The 17,336-nt window shown below is 62.0% G+C and carries 19 protein-coding genes; 11 read left to right on the plus strand and 8 right to left on the minus strand.

Going from position 1 to position 17,336, the window contains the following annotated elements; translation table 11 throughout:
* The first annotated feature begins 139 nt into the window (after positions 1-139).
* The 3 genes from trmD to leuC all read left to right on the plus strand — a co-directional run bounded on the left by trmD (position 140) and on the right by leuC (position 3,204).
* On the plus strand, positions 140-895 hold the full coding sequence (trmD, locus tag GGD63_RS36360; RefSeq protein ID WP_183249574.1) for a tRNA (guanosine(37)-N1)-methyltransferase TrmD: 756 nt from the start codon (positions 140-142) through the stop codon (positions 893-895).
* A gap of 110 nt (positions 896-1,005) precedes the next feature.
* Positions 1,006-1,386 carry a 50S ribosomal protein L19 gene (gene rplS / locus GGD63_RS36365; protein ID WP_183249576.1) on the plus strand — a complete coding sequence of 127 codons (381 nt, stop codon included), beginning with the start codon at positions 1,006-1,008 and terminating at the stop codon, positions 1,384-1,386.
* Positions 1,387-1,797: 411 nt separating this feature from the next.
* On the plus strand, positions 1,798-3,204 hold the full coding sequence (gene leuC / locus GGD63_RS36370; protein ID WP_183249578.1) for a 3-isopropylmalate dehydratase large subunit: 1,407 nt from the start codon (positions 1,798-1,800) through the stop codon (positions 3,202-3,204).
* Positions 3,205-3,297: 93 nt separating this feature from the next.
* Here the strand turns inward: leuC and GGD63_RS36375 are convergent, their stop codons facing one another.
* Positions 3,298-4,476 carry a tetratricopeptide repeat protein gene (locus GGD63_RS36375; RefSeq protein ID WP_183249580.1) on the minus strand — a complete coding sequence of 393 codons (1,179 nt, stop codon included), beginning with the start codon at positions 4,474-4,476 and terminating at the stop codon, positions 3,298-3,300.
* Positions 4,473-5,630, minus strand: a complete 1,158-nt coding sequence (locus GGD63_RS36380) for an SIR2 family protein (protein WP_183249582.1) — start codon at positions 5,628-5,630, stop codon at positions 4,473-4,475. The genes GGD63_RS36375 and GGD63_RS36380 overlap by 4 nt, the downstream gene beginning before the upstream one ends.
* A gap of 222 nt (positions 5,631-5,852) precedes the next feature.
* On the opposite strand from GGD63_RS36380, the gene GGD63_RS36385 reads away from it, so the two are divergent.
* Entirely contained in the window at positions 5,853-6,062 is a 210-nt protein-coding gene (locus GGD63_RS36385; RefSeq protein WP_183249584.1) for a hypothetical protein, read from the plus strand.
* Positions 6,063-6,116: 54 nt separating this feature from the next.
* Here GGD63_RS36385 and GGD63_RS36390 read toward each other — a convergent pair whose 3' ends face one another.
* The 3 genes from GGD63_RS36390 to GGD63_RS36400 form a co-directional block, all read right to left on the minus strand.
* A complete protein-coding gene (locus tag GGD63_RS36390; protein ID WP_183249586.1) occupies positions 6,117-6,596 on the minus strand; it encodes a hypothetical protein in 480 nt (159 codons plus the stop codon).
* Positions 6,597-6,743: 147 nt separating this feature from the next.
* Positions 6,744-6,929, minus strand: a complete 186-nt coding sequence (locus tag GGD63_RS36395) for a hypothetical protein (protein WP_312013486.1) — start codon at positions 6,927-6,929, stop codon at positions 6,744-6,746.
* A gap of 118 nt (positions 6,930-7,047) precedes the next feature.
* Entirely contained in the window at positions 7,048-7,341 is a 294-nt protein-coding gene (locus GGD63_RS36400; RefSeq protein ID WP_183249590.1) for a hypothetical protein, read from the minus strand.
* A gap of 172 nt (positions 7,342-7,513) precedes the next feature.
* On the opposite strand from GGD63_RS36400, the gene GGD63_RS36405 reads away from it, so the two are divergent.
* The 4 genes from GGD63_RS36405 to GGD63_RS36420 all read left to right on the plus strand — a co-directional run bounded on the left by GGD63_RS36405 (position 7,514) and on the right by GGD63_RS36420 (position 10,113).
* On the plus strand, positions 7,514-7,912 hold the full coding sequence (locus tag GGD63_RS36405; protein WP_183249591.1) for a metallopeptidase family protein: 399 nt from the start codon (positions 7,514-7,516) through the stop codon (positions 7,910-7,912).
* 82 nt (positions 7,913-7,994) lie between these two features.
* Positions 7,995-8,600 (plus strand): 3-isopropylmalate dehydratase small subunit, encoded by a 606-nt coding sequence (gene leuD / locus GGD63_RS36410; protein ID WP_008539074.1) that lies wholly within the window; start codon positions 7,995-7,997, stop codon positions 8,598-8,600.
* A 136-nt stretch (positions 8,601-8,736) separates the two neighbouring features.
* The gene (locus tag GGD63_RS36415) at positions 8,737-9,522 is read left to right on the plus strand and encodes a hypothetical protein (RefSeq protein WP_183249593.1); all 786 of its coding nucleotides are present in this window, start codon (positions 8,737-8,739) and stop codon (positions 9,520-9,522) included.
* Positions 9,523-9,693: 171 nt separating this feature from the next.
* Positions 9,694-10,113 (plus strand): DUF6455 family protein, encoded by a 420-nt coding sequence (locus GGD63_RS36420; RefSeq protein WP_183249595.1) that lies wholly within the window; start codon positions 9,694-9,696, stop codon positions 10,111-10,113.
* 131 nt (positions 10,114-10,244) lie between these two features.
* Here GGD63_RS36420 and GGD63_RS36425 read toward each other — a convergent pair whose 3' ends face one another.
* Positions 10,245-11,960, minus strand: a complete 1,716-nt coding sequence (locus GGD63_RS36425) for a caspase family protein (protein WP_183249598.1) — start codon at positions 11,958-11,960, stop codon at positions 10,245-10,247.
* Between the two features lie 539 nt (positions 11,961-12,499).
* Between GGD63_RS36425 and GGD63_RS36430 the strand changes: the two genes are divergently transcribed.
* Positions 12,500-13,300 (plus strand): Crp/Fnr family transcriptional regulator, encoded by an 801-nt coding sequence (locus GGD63_RS36430; RefSeq protein ID WP_183249600.1) that lies wholly within the window; start codon positions 12,500-12,502, stop codon positions 13,298-13,300.
* Positions 13,301-13,405: 105 nt separating this feature from the next.
* Here GGD63_RS36430 and GGD63_RS36435 read toward each other — a convergent pair whose 3' ends face one another.
* The gene (locus GGD63_RS36435; RefSeq protein ID WP_183249603.1) at positions 13,406-14,287 is read right to left on the minus strand and encodes a CoA ester lyase; all 882 of its coding nucleotides are present in this window, start codon (positions 14,285-14,287) and stop codon (positions 13,406-13,408) included.
* Positions 14,288-14,398: 111 nt separating this feature from the next.
* Here GGD63_RS36435 and GGD63_RS36440 point away from each other — a divergent pair, with 111 nt between their 5' ends.
* Positions 14,399-15,043, plus strand: a complete 645-nt coding sequence (locus GGD63_RS36440) for a carbonic anhydrase (protein ID WP_183249604.1) — start codon at positions 14,399-14,401, stop codon at positions 15,041-15,043.
* A gap of 254 nt (positions 15,044-15,297) precedes the next feature.
* Here GGD63_RS36440 and GGD63_RS36445 read toward each other — a convergent pair whose 3' ends face one another.
* Positions 15,298-16,332 (minus strand): aspartate-semialdehyde dehydrogenase, encoded by a 1,035-nt coding sequence (locus tag GGD63_RS36445; protein WP_183249606.1) that lies wholly within the window; start codon positions 16,330-16,332, stop codon positions 15,298-15,300.
* A gap of 116 nt (positions 16,333-16,448) precedes the next feature.
* On the opposite strand from GGD63_RS36445, the gene GGD63_RS36450 reads away from it, so the two are divergent.
* The gene (locus GGD63_RS36450) at positions 16,449-17,243 is read left to right on the plus strand and encodes a hypothetical protein (protein ID WP_183249608.1); all 795 of its coding nucleotides are present in this window, start codon (positions 16,449-16,451) and stop codon (positions 17,241-17,243) included.
* Positions 17,244-17,336: the final 93 nt, after the last annotated feature.

A 17,336-nucleotide genomic window follows, 5' to 3' on the forward strand; every position in this document is an offset into this window, starting at 1 on the left:
CGACAGGCCGGACATATGGATGCAAGCGATCCGATCAAACCTCAAAATGCTCTTGTGCCACGGGGGCCGTCCACATATGGGTCCCGGATCTGCGCGCGCTTGAGGCGCGCTTGTCCGGGACGACAACAACTGAGATCTGATGACCAATCCCTCACCCTGGCGCGCGACGGTGCTGACGCTGTTTCCGGAGATGTTTCCGGGACCGCTCGGCGTGAGCCTGGCCGGCCGGGCGCTGGCCGCCGGGCTCTGGGAAATCGAGGCGCGCGACATTCGGGCCTCCGCTACCGATCGCCACCGCAGCGTCGACGACACGCCGGCCGGCGGTGGCCCGGGCATGGTGTTGCGGGCGGACGTTCTGGCGGCGGCGATCGATGCCACCGGGACCGGCCCGGAGCGGCCGCGCCTGCTGATGAGCCCGCGGGGTCGGCCATTGACCCAGGCCCGCGTGATCGAGCTTGCGCAGGGCCCCGGCCCGCTGATCGTCTGCGGGCGGTTCGAGGGGATCGACCAGCGGGTGATCGACGGGCGGGGCCTGGAGGAGGTCTCGATCGGCGATTACGTGCTGTCCGGCGGCGAAATCGCGGCTTTAGCCCTGATCGACGCCTGCGTCCGGCTGCTGCCGGGGGTGATGGGCAAGGAGGCTTCGGGAACCGAGGAAAGCTTCTCCGAGGGCCTTTTGGAATACCCCCAATACACCCGCCCGCAGCTGTTCGAGGGGGCTCCGATCCCTGACATCCTGACCTCGGGCGACCACGCCAAGGTTGCGGCTTGGCGGCGGGCGCAATCCGAGGCCCTGACAGAGGCTCGACGGCCGGATTTATGGGCCCAAATCCCACCCAAGCCCCCGAATCGGCCCCGTCGCCAAAAAACGCCAAAAAACAAGACAGACGGGTGACAAACGCTCCGGCTTGCCTTATAGGAGCGGCCAAATCCGCAATGGCTGGATAGACGAATTTTGCGCAGCCCCCCGTTTCCAGGGCTGGGCGCGCCGATGGAGATTTACCCATGAACCTGATCAAGCAGCTCGAGCGAGAGCAATTCGACAAGCTGTCCGCCGGCAAGGACATTCCGGAATTCGGTCCCGGCGACACCGTGATCGTCAACGTGAAGGTCGTCGAAGGCGACCGCACCCGCGTACAGGCCTATGAAGGCGTCTGCATTGGCCGTTCCGGCGGTGGCCTCAACGAGAGCTTCACCGTCCGCAAGATCTCCTACGGCGAGGGCGTCGAGCGCGTGTTCCCGGTGATGTCGCCGATGATCGACTCGATCAAGGTGGTGCGCCGCGGCAAGGTGCGTCGCGCCAAGCTCTATTACCTGCGCAACCTTCGCGGCAAGTCGGCCCGCATCGTCGAGAAGCAGGACCGCCAGGCTGCCGTCGGCGAGTAAGCTTTCGCCACGAGGCAAGCTTTTCAAAAGCGCGGGGCTCGGCTCCGCGCTTTTTTGTTTGGCTCCGCCGTCATTGCGAGGAGCCCTTGCGACGAAGCAATCCAGACTGTCTCCGCAGATGCATTTCTGGATTGCTTCGCTGCGCTCGCAATGACGAGTTCGAAGCTCTCGCGCTTTTACCGCTGCATGCTATATAGCTTCTAGAATGTTTCCAGATCTGACCAGCTTCGCCCCCGTCCAGCGCATCGTCATCGACGATCGCTCGCGGCTGCCTGGCCGGTTCTTCGGACGCTTCGCGACCTCGGCAACGTCAGAGCTTAGCCGCGCAGCCTAAAGGCTGCGCTGACGATTTTTGTTGCCCGCGCGCGAGGCGCGCAATCCGCTGACACAACATTCCCGGAGCTCAAGCTCATGTCCAAGCCGACCACCCTGTACGACAAGATCTGGAACGACCATCTGGTGCACGAAGCCGAGGACGGCACCTGCCTGCTCTATATCGACCGCCACCTGGTGCACGAGGTGACCTCGCCGCAGGCGTTCGAAGGCCTGCGCGCGACGGGGCGCAAGGTTCATGCGCCCGAGAAGACGCTCGCGGTCGTCGATCACAACGTGCCGACCACCGACCGCACCAAGCCGAATCCCGATCCTGAGAGCATCGAGCAGATCAAGGCGCTGGCCGAGAACGCCAGGGAATTCGGCATCGAATATTACAACGAGTTCGACAAGCGCCAGGGCATCGTCCACGTCATCGGCCCCGAGCAGGGTTTCACCCTGCCCGGCACCACCATCGTCTGCGGTGACAGCCACACCTCGACGCATGGCGCGTTCGGCGCGCTCGCGCACGGCATCGGCACGTCGGAAGTCGAGCACGTGCTGGCGACGCAGACGCTGATCCAGAAGAAGGCCAAGAACATGCGCGTCACCGTCGACGGCAAATTGCCGGACGGCGTGACCGGCAAGGATATTATTTTGGCCATCATCGGCGAGATCGGCACCGCGGGCGGCACCGGCTACGTGCTGGAATATGCCGGCGATGCGATCCGCGCGCTCAGCATGGAAGGCCGCATGACGGTCTGCAACATGTCGATCGAAGGCGGCGCGCGCGCCGGCCTCGTTGCGCCCGACCAGAAGGCCTACGACTTCCTGCGTGACCGTCCGAAGTCGCCGAAGGGCGCGGCCTGGGATGCGGCGATGCGCTACTGGGAGAAGCTGCGCTCCGACGAAGGCGCGCATTTCGACCACGAGCTGCGCCTCGATGCGGCCAAGCTGCCGCCGATCGTGACCTGGGGCACCTCGCCTGAAGACGTGATCTCGGTCACCGGCATCGTGCCCGACCCCGACAAGATCGCGGACGAGGCCAAGCGCATCTCCAAGCACCGCGCGCTGAAATACATGGGCCTGACCGCGGGGACGAAGATCACCGACATCAAGCTCGATCGCGTCTTCATCGGCTCCTGCACCAACGGCCGCATCGAAGACTTGCGCGCCGCCGCCAAGATCGCGGAAGGCAAGCAGGTCGCAGGCACCGTCAACGCCATGGTGGTGCCGGGCTCCGGCATCGTGAAGGAGCAGGCCGAGGCTGAAGGTCTCGACAAGATCTTCATCAAGGCGGGCTTCGAATGGCGCGAGCCGGGCTGCTCGATGTGCCTCGCCATGAACCCGGACAAGCTGAAGCCGGAAGAGCGCTGCGCCTCGACCTCGAACCGCAACTTCGAGGGCCGCCAGGGATTCAAGGGCCGCACGCATCTGGTGTCGCCGGCAATGGCCGCGGCCGCGGCGATCGCGGGTCACTTCGTCGATGTCCGGGACTGGCGCTAAGCCAGTTCCTGCAATTGTAGCGATCGCGGCAAACGGCGTAAGATACCTCTCTACTGTGCCCCAAAATTGGGGCGCAGTAGAGCTTTTGTGAATTCAGCTATTAGCTTCCGGGAGCGAGCTTTCTCGCCGCTCACGCATCTCGGTCAGCCGTCGCTTCGCTATGAGGGCCGCGTTCATTGCCCACCGATAGAGGTAGGGATTTAAGTTTGGTGTCAATGCGGCGAACACTTCTTCAAAAGCCTCGGCTGCTTCGACTAAGTTTTCCTCAGCATTTCGGTAGGCGCTCAGCGCCGCAAGAGCCGTTCCGAGATTTAGTTTAGTCAGAGCCCATTTTTCCGGGCCCCTTTCGCGAGTACGGACCTGAAGTGCGTTCCGAAGGGAATCAACTGCCTCTTCTAGCTTCGAAGCATCATTTTGACGCCGACCAGACCGCAGGAGCGACAAGCCAATATTGTTTTGGACCATCGCCCAATTGGCTGGTGATTGTTCTAACGTAAATTCCTTCAGGGCCTCGCGATGCGCAGCTAAGCCCTCTTCATATCGTGCAATCGAAGCAAGTGAATTTCCGAGATTGTTCTGAGCTCCTGCCCACGCGGTCGGAGTACGCTCGCGTGTAAACTCCATGAGAGCGCTACGAAAGGCCTTGATCGCTTCTTCGATTTTGGCATCGTCCTTTGCACGGCGCCCAGCCGACGCAAGCGCCCTCCCGAGGTGTACTTGCGTCGCGGCCCAATCGAGAGGCACCTTATCCCGAGTACGTTCTTCTAGAGCTAGCCTGAAGGCTTGGACTGCTTCCTCAAGCTGGCTCGTTCCGATGTTCTTCTCTCCCAAACGCCGAAGTGCTTCACCTAGGTTGTACTGCGTCTTCGCCCAATCCAACGGAGCGCGCTCCCGATCAATCCCGGATAGCGCTTCACGATGGACAGCGATCGCCTTCTCAAGAGATGCTTTGTCAAGCTCCTTGATGTTCTCCACATCCGTCAAGTCAAGTTGCGCCGACGCGTCGTGCTCGGCACCTCGCTCCAGCACTAGCTCTTCCTGCTGTATGTTCTCTGTTGCTGGATTTAGAGCTCCGAGTTCCGCGTACGCAGAACTAAGCATCATGGACCATCGATCACGATCAAAACGACCCGTACTACTGTCTCGAAGGAATAGAAAACGTTCTATAGCCTCTTCAATAAGCCGCTTATCAGCGACCTGAAGGCCATACTCATACCCCGACAAAGCAGCCTCCTCGACAAGCTGCCTATCGAACTTCTTCAAATCTTTCATTTGCGAAGCTCCCGCATCGCCAGCTCATATGCCCCCTTGAAATCTCCCGAAAGACGTCGCCTTCGGATCTCTCTGGAAGCAGCTTCAGTCTCGTTCGCGCTTATTGACGCCTCGGCTCCTCTCAACGCAATCAATCTTCGGGATGCCTCATCTACCTGGGCCTGTATGTCAGCGTGTGAAATTCTCGCCTTCTGTGCCTCACTCAACGACTGCTCTAAGGCCGCAAGGGGGTCATTTATTGAACGTGGGCCACCAACACCGAGCTCCTTGGACAGCTCTAAGAAGAACCTATCAGCGTCATAGTCGACCAAAACTCCCCCGTTGTGGGTTGTAGAGAGGAACCGTCTGGCCTTCGCTGAAAGCGCTTCGATTTTACCTCCATGCAAGACCCAGTAGAGGTGCTTGAATGGATATGCCTCCGCGGCTTCGACCAGCAAATCCATCACACCGTCCTCCCGACCGCCATATCCGACAACGACCAGAGCGTGCGCAAATTGGAGGAGAGAACGAATAGCCGCTATTGCTGGGGAAGCACCGCGTACCGACGAGACATCTGCCGGAGAATTGCGCAACAAATAGCTGTGTCTGGAGCCGTGTATTTCTATGAGCTGCGGGTGGTGTGGAGCACCAGCAATTCTATTCAACGATTCCAAGCCGTCACAAACAACCGGAATTATGCCAGCCCGCGCAAGGCCGGTAAGCGCCAGCTGATCAAAGTTCGTGGTGAGAACAGTCGAAACGAGACCGCGGGCGACCAATTCACCGAGCACGAGATGAGCCCAATTTATTGCGCCCTTGGCTTCGTCAACGAGCGCGCCAAATAGATCTCGAACGTCATTTGGCTGCGTGTAGTACAGCTTAAAAATTTGATCATAGACTTTCCACCAATCAATATCTTTATCTTCAGGTGAGGCGGACCGACTAGTTGCCGGAATACGGCAATCTTCCAACACCTTCTGCGCTTCTAGGATTGCATATATTTCATGCGCTTTGGCGTCGGCCTCATAGACAATGTCGAAGCGCTCCGCAACCAAACTAACAAGGCGGCGACCAATATCCGCGGCTCCGGGGATTCCGGCAGTAGTGGAAGCGCCGGCACCGATCAAGACGACGTTGTTCCGCCGCCCCTTCCCGTCGCGCTTCGCAAAACGCATCGCCTTTCCGATTTCGGATATAGTAACATCGAATCTTGGATCATTCATGCACGTGGCCTAGCTATTAAGAATGGGCGGCGACCGCACACGCAAAGCGTGCAAACACATCTTAATCGGCTATTGATAAGTTAAGTCAATTGTTCTTCCTAGCCTCAACGGCTCGTTGGAATGCAAACGGCAAAGTCATGGGCCACATAGATTTCGTTCTAGTGTGCATTTGCTATGGCCAACAAGCCGGAATATGTCGACCTGATCGGCGACGCCACGCGCCAGCGCCGCCGGCGCGCGGCGCCCTTGCGCTTCGTCGCCAAGCCCGAGGTCGAGGAGACCTCGAGGCTCAGCCGCTGGCCGCCGGCCATGTTCAAGCAGTGGAAGATCGAGAACTTGATGCGGTGGAAGGCTTCGTCTTGGAAGCTGAAGGATTGGCTTTAAGCCGTCGAATGAACGAAGGGCGCCGCAGAGGCGCCCTTTTCATTTCGATCGTGCTTACCAATAGCGGTACGGATAGTGCCAGCGGCAGATACGGCGCGGGCCGTAATAGGTCCAGATGATCCGGCAGCGGCGCGGATAGTGGTAATAGGGATAGTAGCCGCCGTAATAATAGCGCCGGTGGAAGTGGCGATAGCCGTAATAGGGGCGGTAGCCCCAGTGGTGGTGGTGGTAGCCGCCGTAATGACGAAATCCACCGTAGCGAATGCCGCCGCCATGGAAGCCGCCGAAATGTCCGCCGCCACCGCGGAAGCCACCGCCGTGAAAATGTCCGCCACCACCATGTCCGCCGCCGCCATGGCGAACATGCGTGACGAGATCGTCGGCCGCAGCCTTCGCCGCGGGTGACGTCGCCGGATTGATCAAGGTGAGCGCCTCAGCGCGACGCGCCGTCCCGGCCGTCAGCAACAGCGTCGCGGTAGCCGCAATCCCGAGCAAGCGCATCGGGCTTGCTCTGAGACCCAAACTCCTCAGCATGGACTTCTCCCTGAATGCGGACAGCGGCATTGCGGCGCAGCGGCTCGCGCCGTCGCTGTTCATTTGCAGTCGCTCCCGAGATTAAATTACGGACAGCGACGTGAACGCGCTATGAATGAACGAGATTGCTGAGGTCGCGTGACGACGTCACCACCACGGCCCGTAGCCGAGCGCGAAGGGTGCGGGCACGCCGTAGGGATAGGGACGATAGGTGACAGGCCGCGCGTAATAGCGCGGATCATGGCGCACGGCAGGCCGCACGATGTCATGGGGTCGCGCGTGTCGCCGCACATCGAAAACCGCGATCCCCGCCGAGGCCTCAGGTATCGTCACCCTGTACGCTGCAGAAGCGCGAGGAAGGCCCGCGGCAAGCGCGACGGCAATGGCTAGTGCAATCCATCTCGCCATGACGATCCTCACGAGGCCACCGCGATGCTCGCCGACGCGGGCGTCAGCCCCGGCGCCAGTAGCAGTGCATATGCGGCACGATCACCGTGCCGCTCGGCCGGTATTCTTGCACATAGGTGGCGTTGCACTCGCGGACTGCGTCGGGACCCGGATTGTAGCGCGGATAGACGCCATCAGGGGTGTAATAGGGCGTGACCCGCAGGCGCGCCGGGGGCCGCCTGCGCGGCGGGGGGACGTCGTCCGGCGAGACCGCTTGGGCCAGCCGGATCTCGGGAGCAGCCATCTGCGCCTGGGCTTGGGCCTGGGCGCCGACAAAAAAAGTCGAAAACAACCCCATGCACAGTAGAACCGGTACTGCTGTTCCCGCCCGCATCACATCACCACTGACCAGAGCCAACCCCTTGATGCGCCGTACGCTCCTCGTTTTCGCGCGCGGCGTCAACGCTCCTCTGGGCCCCATCCTATAAAGCGGGATGCATCGCTGCGAAACCCGCGTTAAGAGAGGCCCCATGTGGACGGAATTGAAAGCGCCCTCGCTGGCCGAGATGGAAGCGATGGCTCACGATGTGTTCGAGCGCCTGCCGGCGGAGTTTCGCGGGCTCTGCGAGGGCGTGATCCTCCGTGTCGACGACTTCCCGACCGATGAGGTCCTGGACGAGATGGAATGCGAGAGCGAGTTCGACCTGCTCGGCCTGTTCCAGGGCGTCGGCCTGCCCCAGCAGAGTTTTGGCGACGTGGCGCGGCTGCCCAACATGGTCTGGCTCTACCGCCGGCCGATCCTGGACTACTGGGCCGAGCACGACGAGAGCCTCGGCCACATCGTCCGCCACGTCCTGATCCACGAGATCGGCCACCATTTCGGCCTCTCGGACGACGATATGGCGGCAATTGAGGCCAAGGCAGACTAGATCTGCCGATTTCGGCCTAGGATTCCCGGCCCGATCGCGATAAATAGCCGGTTCCCTGAACCACGTGCGGGAAAGCGCAACCATGGACAAGTTCACCACGCTGGAAGGCGTCGCGGCGCCGCTGAAGATCATCAATGTCGACACCGACATGATCATTCCGAAGCAGTACCTCAAGACCATCAAGCGCACCGGCCTTGGCAAGGGGCTCTTCTCCGAGCAGCGCTACAAGGACGACGGCAGCGAGAACCCCGATTTCGTCCTCAACCAGCCCGCCTATCGCAACGCGAAGGTGCTGGTCGCCGGCGACAATTTCGGCTGCGGCTCGAGCCGCGAGCATGCGCCCTGGGCGCTGCTCGACTTCGGCATTCGCTGCGTGATCTCGACCTCGTTCGGCGACATCTTCTACAACAACTGCTTCAAGAACGGCATTCTGCCGATCCGCGTCTCGCAGGAAGACCTCGACAAGCTGTTCGACGACGCCGAGCGCGGCGCCAACGCGACGCTGACGATCGATCTGCCGAACCAGGAGATCCGCGGCCCCGACGGTGGCAAGGTCAAGTTCGAGATCGATCCGTTCCGCAAGCACTGCCTGATCAACGGCCTCGACGACATCGGTCTCACCATGGAGAAGAAGGCCTCGATCGACACCTATGAGGACAAGCTCAAGCGCGAACGCGCCTGGGCCTGATCTCTGATCCCGTTTGAAGCCCCGGTGCTGTCAGCGCCGGGGCTTTTTCTTTGCCCGGCTTATCTCTTTTGTTCGAGCGTGATCTTGTCGGAAAACCGCTGCACACTTTTCCGGATCATGCTCTAGGCTTGTGCGCATGCTGCCCGAGATCGTCACCTTCTGGCATGGACCGATGGACGCACTGCGCCAGACCTGTCTGCGCTCGCAGCTCGCTGCCGGCCACAAGGTCACGGTCTACAGCTTTGACCCCATTCCCGGCTTACCCGCAGGCGTCGAGAATGCCGAGGCCGAGGCGATCCTGCCGCATGCGTTCTCCGAGCGGTTGCGACCGCCGCAGCCGGACGGCAGCTGGCGCGACTGGACCACGCTGCAGTTCAGCGACTTCTTCCGCATGAAGCTGATGGCGAAGGGGCTCGGCCTCTGGCTCGATGCCGACGTGCTGCTCCTGCGGCCCGTCGAGATCGATCCGGCAAAGCCCTACTTCGCCTGGGAGCGGCCGCGCCAGCTCGGCAATTCCGTGATCTATCTGCCGGCGGAGCATGGCATCGTGCGCGCGTTCGAGGAGCTGATGGAGCAGGAGGAGCTGACGCCGAACTGGCTGTCGCTGCGCCATCGCGTCACCTTCATGATGCGCCGCCTGCGCGGCGGCTCGAACAGGCTCTCGGATATTCGCGTCGCGATCTACGGGCCCGCGGCGCTCACCGCGCTCGCGCGCCGCACCGGTGAATTGCAGAATGCACTGCCGAAGCAGTCGTTCTACGCCGTGCATGCCGAGCCGAAATTGTTCTTCGATCCCTCGAGCTATCTCGGCCTCGTCACCAACCCCGAGATCATCGGCCTGCACATCTCACCAAAAGGCCGCGGCGGCGAGAAGCCAATTCCGGGCAGCCTGTATGCCTGGGCGGCGGAGCGGTTTAGCTGAGCGCTCTCTGCTGTCGTCCCGGCGAAGGCTGCGATTGTCGCGACACTGTCGCACGCCTTTGGGGCACGAGACCAGTCTCCTTGACCCCTTCTCAATTTGATCCAGCGCAACGCGCTCCTGCACCATTGTGCCTAATCTGGCTGCAATTCCACGACCCAAGAGGAGCCTGGCATGAGCACGGCAAGCAGGCCTTATCCCATCGTTCAGGATCTGATCGAGACCTTTGCAAACTGGCTGAAGCATCGCCGCGAGATGAACGAGATGCGGCAACTCGACCGCGCCGATTTCGACCGCATCGCGAACGACCTCAGGATCGCGCCTGACGATCTCGAAGAGTTGGTCCGTCACGGCAGGCACGCTGCCGACGAGCTGCCGAAGATGCTGCAGCAGCTCGGCATCAGCGCGGAGCGGCTCGGTCAGGCACAGCCCCTGCTGCTGCGCGACATGGAGCGGACCTGCTCGCTCTGCAATAGCAAGGGACAGTGCGACCGCGATCTCACTGAGGGCACCGCAGCGGAGAACTATCACGGCTATTGCGCCAACGCCGCGACCCTGGAATCGCTCGATCGCGCCGACCTCGCGCCGCGGTGACGCGGCGTCAGCCGACGGAAGTCATCCAGCTCTAGAGCTTCGGTTCTGATTGAATCAGAACCGAAGCTCTAGATTCTTGTTTTGACGCGTTTTCTTCACGCGAACCGGCACCCACTTCGCTCGAAAACGCTCTAGATCGTGCCATTTCGCGCGCAAGCATCGCGCTGGGCAAATCCTTTCACGAGCTTTCTGCAAGCGCGATAGCGCTCTTCCATGCTCGTCCCACTGACGTTGCTCGGCGGGCTCGGTTCGGCCGCGCTTTCCTTTTTGGCGGCACGAGGCTGCGAGACTTTCTCACGTTTGGTTGAAGGCTCGGCCTGCTCTGGTGCCGGCACAAGCTGCCAGACTGGACGAAGCTCGATACTCGCGGTCTCTGACGGATTGTCCTTTTTGAAGGAAGACAGGGCCAAGACGTTCTTGTCCAGCTTGACTGTAACCGGCGTTCCGTTGATGGAGAACTTATCGTTCTCGATATACTCGGCGAACACTTTGTATCCCGCCACATCCTTCGCCCACGATTGTTTCGTGGGCGGCCCCCAGAGGTAGTATCCCTTGGCCAGGCCCGTCGCGGAGACCTCCGTGATGATCAGCATGGCGTAGCGTCCCTTGCCATTGGTCCACCCATGCTTGTTGGACCACACGCCGACAAACTTGGAATCGGCGTTGAGCGGATCGTTCTGATCGGGGGAGATAGTGAAACTCGGCAATTCGAGTTTTTGAGCTGCCGCGATGGCAACGACTTTCTGGTTATCCTCCGGCGCAAATAGATTTCGGACGACGGTCTTTACGTCAGCCCCTTTTGCTTCAGACCCTTTTACATCAGATCCTTTTACGTCAGATCCCTGGCGCCCGGTTGCGTCCGATTTCGAAGGGGCAGCCGGAGATGCGAGCGCCGCAACTTCGTTGGCCTTGAAATTCTTGATTCGCCGGCGCGCTTCCTCGACATGACTGCTGCGGGGGTATCTGGCCAGAAAATCCTCATAGAGACCTGCGACTGTCGACGTCTGGATCGCCAGCCAAAACTTCTCGTCTTCTGCGGGATTTGCAGGCGCCGGAGCGGACGCGGCAGGCGCCTGAGCGCTCGCGGCAGGCGCCTTCAGGTAGATCTCCTCCTTCGACAGGGAGCCGTACACGAAGGGCTGCTGTTCGCGTTTGGTCGCCGCCATCACGTCGTCGCGGACCCGGCGAAACAGAAACGATATCTCGAGGCCCGGTGTTTCGATGTGGCGAAGCAGCGACGCGGTAAAAGGACTGTTCCGGCCATCGCCGTCGCTCGCCGTGGTCCCGTCGCGGGCGGCGTACGCGATCAGAACGTTGTCGGACGGCTCGGTCGGCGCGAGTCCCCGAGCCACGGCCCTTGTGCTGATCGACCGCTTCATCTTCGCAGCGAATGGATTGTTGCGGCATGCGTCGAGGATGACGAGGCCCAACTTGCGTGCCTTCGATACCTGAAGGCTCACCGAACGCAGGCTGATGGCCTCGCTCTCGATGTCGGTGTCGCTGCGCAGCTCTGCGCTGATCGGAATCAGCCAGTTCTCGCCGCCAACCTCCATGCCGTGCCCGGCGTAAAACACGACAGCGAGGTCGGCCCCCTCGGCGGACCGGCCGAACTCGACGACAGCCTTTCTCATCTCTTGCGCGGTTACGTTCTTGACCTGGGTGACCTTGAAATCCAGCCGCTCCAGCGCGCGGCCGATGTCGGCCGCATCGCGGGTCGGATTCGGCAGCTCGGGCACCTTCTCGTAGGCGCCATTGCCGATGACAAGCGCGACTCGGGCTTGCGCAAGGGCCGGCTGAGTGAACAGAAGCGACGTGACGAGAAAGGCAGCTGCCCCAAAAAACCGCATCAATGGATTGCCCGGATCTAATGATCAAATAACGGCATCGACGGTAGCATCCCTGTTCACCACCGCAACCGGTGAAAGGTGAGATCGTGGACTTCGGCGAAACGGCCGTCGTCAGACGAGCTGCCGAGGATGCAGCAGCAATTCGGCATCTGCGAGGAAGGACTCGGACGCGCGGCCGCTGCTGTTGCTGCGCGATATGGGGCGGATCTATCCCGCTCCACAATCACACGGCAGGCAGCGCTACCGTCGCCGGGAGATAGCGCGACCATCTGCCGGACCGCTGATGGCGGCGTACAGCAGAAAGCTACCCACCCTTGTGGGCCCCGCCGGGCGGTCACGGGCGTCAATAGTATGATGTATGCAACACCCCGTTTGCGCGGCGACGAGGCTTGAAAGCTCACCGCAATTGTCCGTGCTTGATCTCGACTATTGGCTCTGTTTGGATCATTGCCGTTCAGCAATTGGTATTTCGGATAATCATGGTAAATGAAACAGATGGATCCCGTCGTTCATTGGGGGCTCGTCCACAAAAGGATATCGTGACCGTCCATCGCAAGGAGATCGGGAACCGGCTATTGGCAGCGTTGCCGCCGGCGGATCTCGCTTTACTCACACCCCACCTCCAGAAGGTCTCGTTCGAGCCCGATGCCGTCCTGGTGCGATCGGGCGATGAGCTCGACCCGGTCTATTTTCCCCATAGCGGCGCAATCGCCTTCATGCTCGATATGCCGGACGGGCAAACGGTCGCGACCACCTTGATGGGACGAGAAGGCGCTTTGGCCTCGTTCTCCGTGCTCGGCCCATCGCCTTCATCCGTGACCGCGATTGCTCGCGTAGCCGGCACTGCATCGCTGATTTCCGCGGCCAGATTTCGCGCTGCCTATGCGCAAAGCGCGGCCATCAGGAATGTCGTGCAGGTCCACGCCCGCGCCGTGTTATTGCAGCTCCAGCACGTCGCCGCTTGCAACGCGCTGCACCGGGTGGATGGCCGCATGGCGCGGTGGCTGCTGCAGCTTCACGACCGCGTTCCCGCCGACCTGCTTCCGGTGACGCACGAGACGCTGGCGCAATTGGTTGGGGTGCGGCGGACGACAGTGACTCTGACGATGAGCAAGCTACGAGAGGCCGGCGCCGTCCCGTCCGACCGGCGCGGGTTTGTCGAGATCCATCGGGCGCGGCTCGAGAGGGCCGCATGCGATTGCTATGGGCTCATGCAGCGCAAGATCAATCGGATGTATTGCCAGGAATTGGCAGCGCCGCAGCCAACCCATGCACTGCTTCGGGAAAGCGCCATCGTCGCCTCCGACGGAGCGGGTGCGGATATCGCTTTCCCGAGTTGACGCCTTAAAGCGCGATGGGATCAGGATGAATCGCCATCGCGCTTCAGGTTATTGTTTGAGCATGATCTTTTCGGAAAACCTCTGCACACTTTTCCGGATCATGCTCTAGCCCTTCCCCATCGCAGCGATCGCATCCGCGATCTCGATCGTGCGGCGCGCCATGTCGGCGTGCAGGCGCTCGACCATCGCACCATCCAGGCGGATCGCGCCGCGTGAGGCGTTCTCCGGCAGTTCGAACGCGGCGATGATTTTTCGCGCACGCGCGACTTCCTCTTCCGGCGGGGTGAAGATCGCGTTGCAGGCGTCGATCTGCGAGGGATGGATCAGCGTCTTGCCGTCGAAGCCGAGGTCGCGGCCCTGCGCGCATTCGGTGGCAAAGCCGTCGGAATTGGCGATGTCGCTGTAGGGGCCGTCGAGGATCTCGAGGCCATGGGCGCGCGTCGCCAGGATGCAATGGGTGATCATCGGGATCATCGCCGCGCGTCCCGGCAGCATCCGGATGCGCGTCTCGCGCGAGATGTCGTTCGGGCCGAACACGAAGCCTGACAGCCTCGTCTTGGGATCGCGGCCGGCGGCGGCCAGCTCCTCGGCATGCAGCACGGCGCGCGCGGTCTCGATCATGGCCCAGACCCTGACGGTCGGGGCGGCACCGAGCTCGGCGAGGCGGTGGCCGATGGCGTCGAGATCTTCGATGCTTGAAACTTTTGGAACCAGGATGCCGTCCGGCGAGGCCTTGGCCGCCATGGCGACGTCATCGGCCCACCAGGGCGAATCGAGGCCGTTAGTGCGGATCAGGACCTCGCGCTTGCCGAACCCCTTGGCTGCGATCGCGGCGGCGATCCCGTCGCGGGCCACCGCCTTGGCCTCGGGGGCGACGGAGTCTTCCAGATCGAGGATCAGGCCGTCGGCGGCCAGATTCTGCGCCTTTTCCAGCGCGCGGGGGTTGGAGCCGGGCATGAACAGATGGCTGCGGCGCGGGCGGGTCATGCGATCGTTCCTTCCTGTTTCCTCGTCTGTCTTCTGACGGATGCCGATAGCATCTGGCCTGCCCATTCGAAAGGCTTGTTCGGTCCCGGGCTCTATGGTTAGGCATAGGCCATGACGACATTCCCAGAGCATTTGCTGGAAGGCTACAGGGCCTTCGCCACCCAGCGGCTGCCGACCGAGCAGACCCGCTACCGCGAGCTGTCGGTGAAGGGGCAGTCGCCGGAAGTGATGGTGATCGGCTGCTGCGACAGCCGCGTCTCGCCCGAGGTGATCTTCGATGTCGGCCCGGGCGAATTGTTCGTCGTCCGCAACATCGCGAACCTGGTGCCAGTGTATCAGCCCGACGGCAATGCGCATGGCGTCTCGGCGGCGCTGGAATATGCCGTGACGGTGCTGAAGGTGAAGCACATCGTGGTGCTCGGCCACGCGCAATGCGGCGGCATCCGCGCCTTCGTCGACAAGATCGAGCCGCTGACGCCGGGCGACTTCATCGGCAAATGGATGCAGATGTTCATCAAGCCCGGCGAGGTGGTCGAGCAGCGCCACCACGAATCGATGGCGCAGTTCGTCGAGCGCATCGAGAAGGCGGCGGTGTTCCGCAGCCTGGAAAACCTGATGACGTTCCCGTTCGTGCACAAGGCCGTGGAGAGTGGCCAGATGCAGACCCACGGCGCCTATTTCGGCGTCGCGGAGGGATCGCTGTTCGTGCTGGACAAGGCCGCGAAGGAATTCAGGAACGCGCGAGGCGAGGCGTAGGATCGCTCGAAGGCGGGCAATTGCGCCTCAGATGCGATCGTCGTCCCGGACAAGCGGAGCTCTTGGCAACGCGCAGCGTTGTCCAGAGCAGAGCGCCGATCCGGGACCCATCACCACAGGAAGTTGTTTGGCTAAGACTCGTGGTTACCAGCTCGCGCAACGACGCGAGCCTGTGGCTATGGGTCCCGGATCTGCGCGCGTTTTGGGCGCGCTTGTCCGGGACGACGAGAGGGATGTGACGGCCGAAGGAAGTCTTACGCCGCCTTCTTCTTCGCGGTGATCAGCTTGCGGTTGATCAGGACTTCCGCGATCTGGATCGCGTTGAGCGCTGCGCCCTTGCGCAGATTGTCGGACACGCACCACAGCACGAGACCGTTCTCCACCGTCGCGTCCTCGCGGATGCGGCTGATATAAGTCGCGTCCTCGCCGGCGGCTTCATAGGGCGTCGCGTAGCCGCCGGGCTCCTGCTTGTCGATGACGAGGCAGCCGGGCGCCTTGCGCAGGATCTCGCGGGCTTCATCCGCGCTGATCGGATTCTCGAACTCGATGTTGACGGCTTCGGAGTGGCCGACGAACACGGGCACGCGCACGCAGGTCGCGGAGAGCTTGATCTTGGGATCAAGGATCTTCTTGGTCTCCGCCATCATCTTCCACTCTTCCTTGGTGTAGCCGTCCTCCATGAAGACGTCGATGTGGGGGATGACGTTGAAGGCGATGCGCTTGGGGAATTTCTTCGCGACCAGCTCGTCATTGGTGTAGACGGCCTTGGTCTGCGAGAACAATTCGTCCATCGCGTCCTTGCCGGCGCCCGACACCGATTGATAGGTCGAGACCACGACGCGCTTGATCGTCGCCTTGTCGTGCAGCGGCTTGAGCGCGACCACGAGTTGCGCGGTCGAGCAATTCGGGTTTGCGATGATGTTCTTCTTCTTGAAGCCTTCGGTCGCGGCCGCGTTCACCTCCGGCACGATCAGCGGCACGTCCGGGTCCATGCGCCAGGCCGAGGAATTGTCGATCACGACCGCACCGGCGGCGCCGATCCGCGGCGACCATTCCTTCGACACCGAGCCGCCCGCCGACATCAGGCAGATGTCGACGTCGGAGAAATCGTAATGCTCGAGCGCTTTGACCTTCAGGGTGCGGTCGCCATAGGAGACCTCGACGCCGACGCTGCGGCGCGACGCCAGGGCCACGACCTCGTCAGCGGGGAATTTGCGCTCATCGAGGATGTTGAGCATTTCCCGTCCGACATTGCCGGTCGCGCCGACGACTGCGACTTTGTAACCCATCGTTCACTCTCCGATGAAAAAGCCCGTTCCTGAAGCTGACGCTTAAACAGGAAGAGCAGCGCTTCTATGCGAGAACCGGCCTCAAGACAACGTTGGACCATGCCCGAAGGCCGTGGATGCAGTCGCCTGAGGCCAGGACGGCCGAAACTCCCACCCAGATCTATCTGGCGCTCGCAGCCTTCGCCGACGAGGTGGTCGGCACGCTGGCGCGCCTGTTCGCCTATGTGGGGGCGCTGGTCCTGTTTGCCATCCTGGGTCTCGCGGCCCTCGGCCAGTTGCCCGACCTGCGCGATGATGAGCCCGCCTCAAAACCGGGCTGGAGCGTGGCCGATCGCTCGCATCCGGCCTTCGCCCTCAGCCGGCTCGATTCATCCGAGAAAACAGCCACTTATACGATCCTTCGGCACCCCGAAGGGGGCCGCAAGGACGTCATGCGCTGGCCGAGCGAGGCAGACAGGCCGCTGGCGCAGCTCGATATCTACCGGGAGGGCGGCGAATTCGACGTGGCGCGCCCGGCAGCAGCCGACCTCGCCGTCCAGATGGGCCTGGATGCGGACACCCCGCTCGAGCAGGCCGGCCTGATCGACACCAAATTCGGTCCCGTCGTCCTGTTCCGGCCGACCGGCACGGCGAAGGCGGCCTGCCTCGGTTACCTCAAGCGCAGCGAGGAGCCGGCGCTGCAGATCTCCGGCTTCTCCTGCCAGGGCGATACGCTGCCGGCCCGGCGCGCGGCAATCGCCTGCACGCTGAACCGGCTGACGCTGCTCACCTCCGGCAACGAGCCGAAGCTGGCGGAATTGTTCGCCCATGCCGAGCTCAAGCGCCGGGGTTGCGAGCCCCAAGGCTCGTCCCAGGGCACGTCGGACTGGCTGCTCGGCGCCGCGAACGCGCAATTGCGCGGGGCGCTTTGACCTGCATCAAGGATCTGCATCAAGCTCAAGTGGCTGGTAATCATGCAACTTTTGCCGGTGCGCCCGATTATTCCGCCCTGGTGTGACCCAATA

Origin of the sequence: Bradyrhizobium sp. cir1 (genome assembly GCF_014198245.1) — a bacterium.
Lineage (GTDB): Bacteria > Pseudomonadota > Alphaproteobacteria > Rhizobiales > Xanthobacteraceae > Bradyrhizobium.

Coding starts and splice junctions, on each gene's coding strand:
- GGD63_RS36445 (WP_183249606.1), bottom strand. CDS start 16,332: ATGGGTTACAAAGTCGCAGTCGTCGGCGCGACCGGCAATGTCGGACGG.
- GGD63_RS36385 (WP_183249584.1), top strand. CDS start 5,853: ATGGCCAACAAGCCGGAATATGTCGACCTGATCGGCGACGCCACGCGC.
- GGD63_RS36440 (WP_183249604.1), top strand. CDS start 14,399: ATGACGACATTCCCAGAGCATTTGCTGGAAGGCTACAGGGCCTTCGCC.
- GGD63_RS36390 (WP_183249586.1), bottom strand. CDS start 6,596: ATGCTGAGGAGTTTGGGTCTCAGAGCAAGCCCGATGCGCTTGCTCGGG.
- GGD63_RS36425 (WP_183249598.1), bottom strand. CDS start 11,960: ATGCGGTTTTTTGGGGCAGCTGCCTTTCTCGTCACGTCGCTTCTGTTC.
- GGD63_RS36375 (WP_183249580.1), bottom strand. CDS start 4,476: ATGAAAGATTTGAAGAAGTTCGATAGGCAGCTTGTCGAGGAGGCTGCT.
- GGD63_RS36415 (WP_183249593.1), top strand. CDS start 8,737: ATGCTGCCCGAGATCGTCACCTTCTGGCATGGACCGATGGACGCACTG.
- rplS (WP_183249576.1), top strand. CDS start 1,006: ATGAACCTGATCAAGCAGCTCGAGCGAGAGCAATTCGACAAGCTGTCC.
- GGD63_RS36435 (WP_183249603.1), bottom strand. CDS start 14,287: ATGACCCGCCCGCGCCGCAGCCATCTGTTCATGCCCGGCTCCAACCCC.
- leuC (WP_183249578.1), top strand. CDS start 1,798: ATGTCCAAGCCGACCACCCTGTACGACAAGATCTGGAACGACCATCTG.
- GGD63_RS36380 (WP_183249582.1), bottom strand. CDS start 5,630: ATGCGTTTTGCGAAGCGCGACGGGAAGGGGCGGCGGAACAACGTCGTC.
- GGD63_RS36405 (WP_183249591.1), top strand. CDS start 7,514: ATGTGGACGGAATTGAAAGCGCCCTCGCTGGCCGAGATGGAAGCGATG.
- GGD63_RS36450 (WP_183249608.1), top strand. CDS start 16,449: ATGCAGTCGCCTGAGGCCAGGACGGCCGAAACTCCCACCCAGATCTAT.
- GGD63_RS36400 (WP_183249590.1), bottom strand. CDS start 7,341: ATGGGGTTGTTTTCGACTTTTTTTGTCGGCGCCCAGGCCCAAGCCCAG.
- trmD (WP_183249574.1), top strand. CDS start 140: ATGACCAATCCCTCACCCTGGCGCGCGACGGTGCTGACGCTGTTTCCG.
- GGD63_RS36420 (WP_183249595.1), top strand. CDS start 9,694: ATGAGCACGGCAAGCAGGCCTTATCCCATCGTTCAGGATCTGATCGAG.
- leuD (WP_008539074.1), top strand. CDS start 7,995: ATGGACAAGTTCACCACGCTGGAAGGCGTCGCGGCGCCGCTGAAGATC.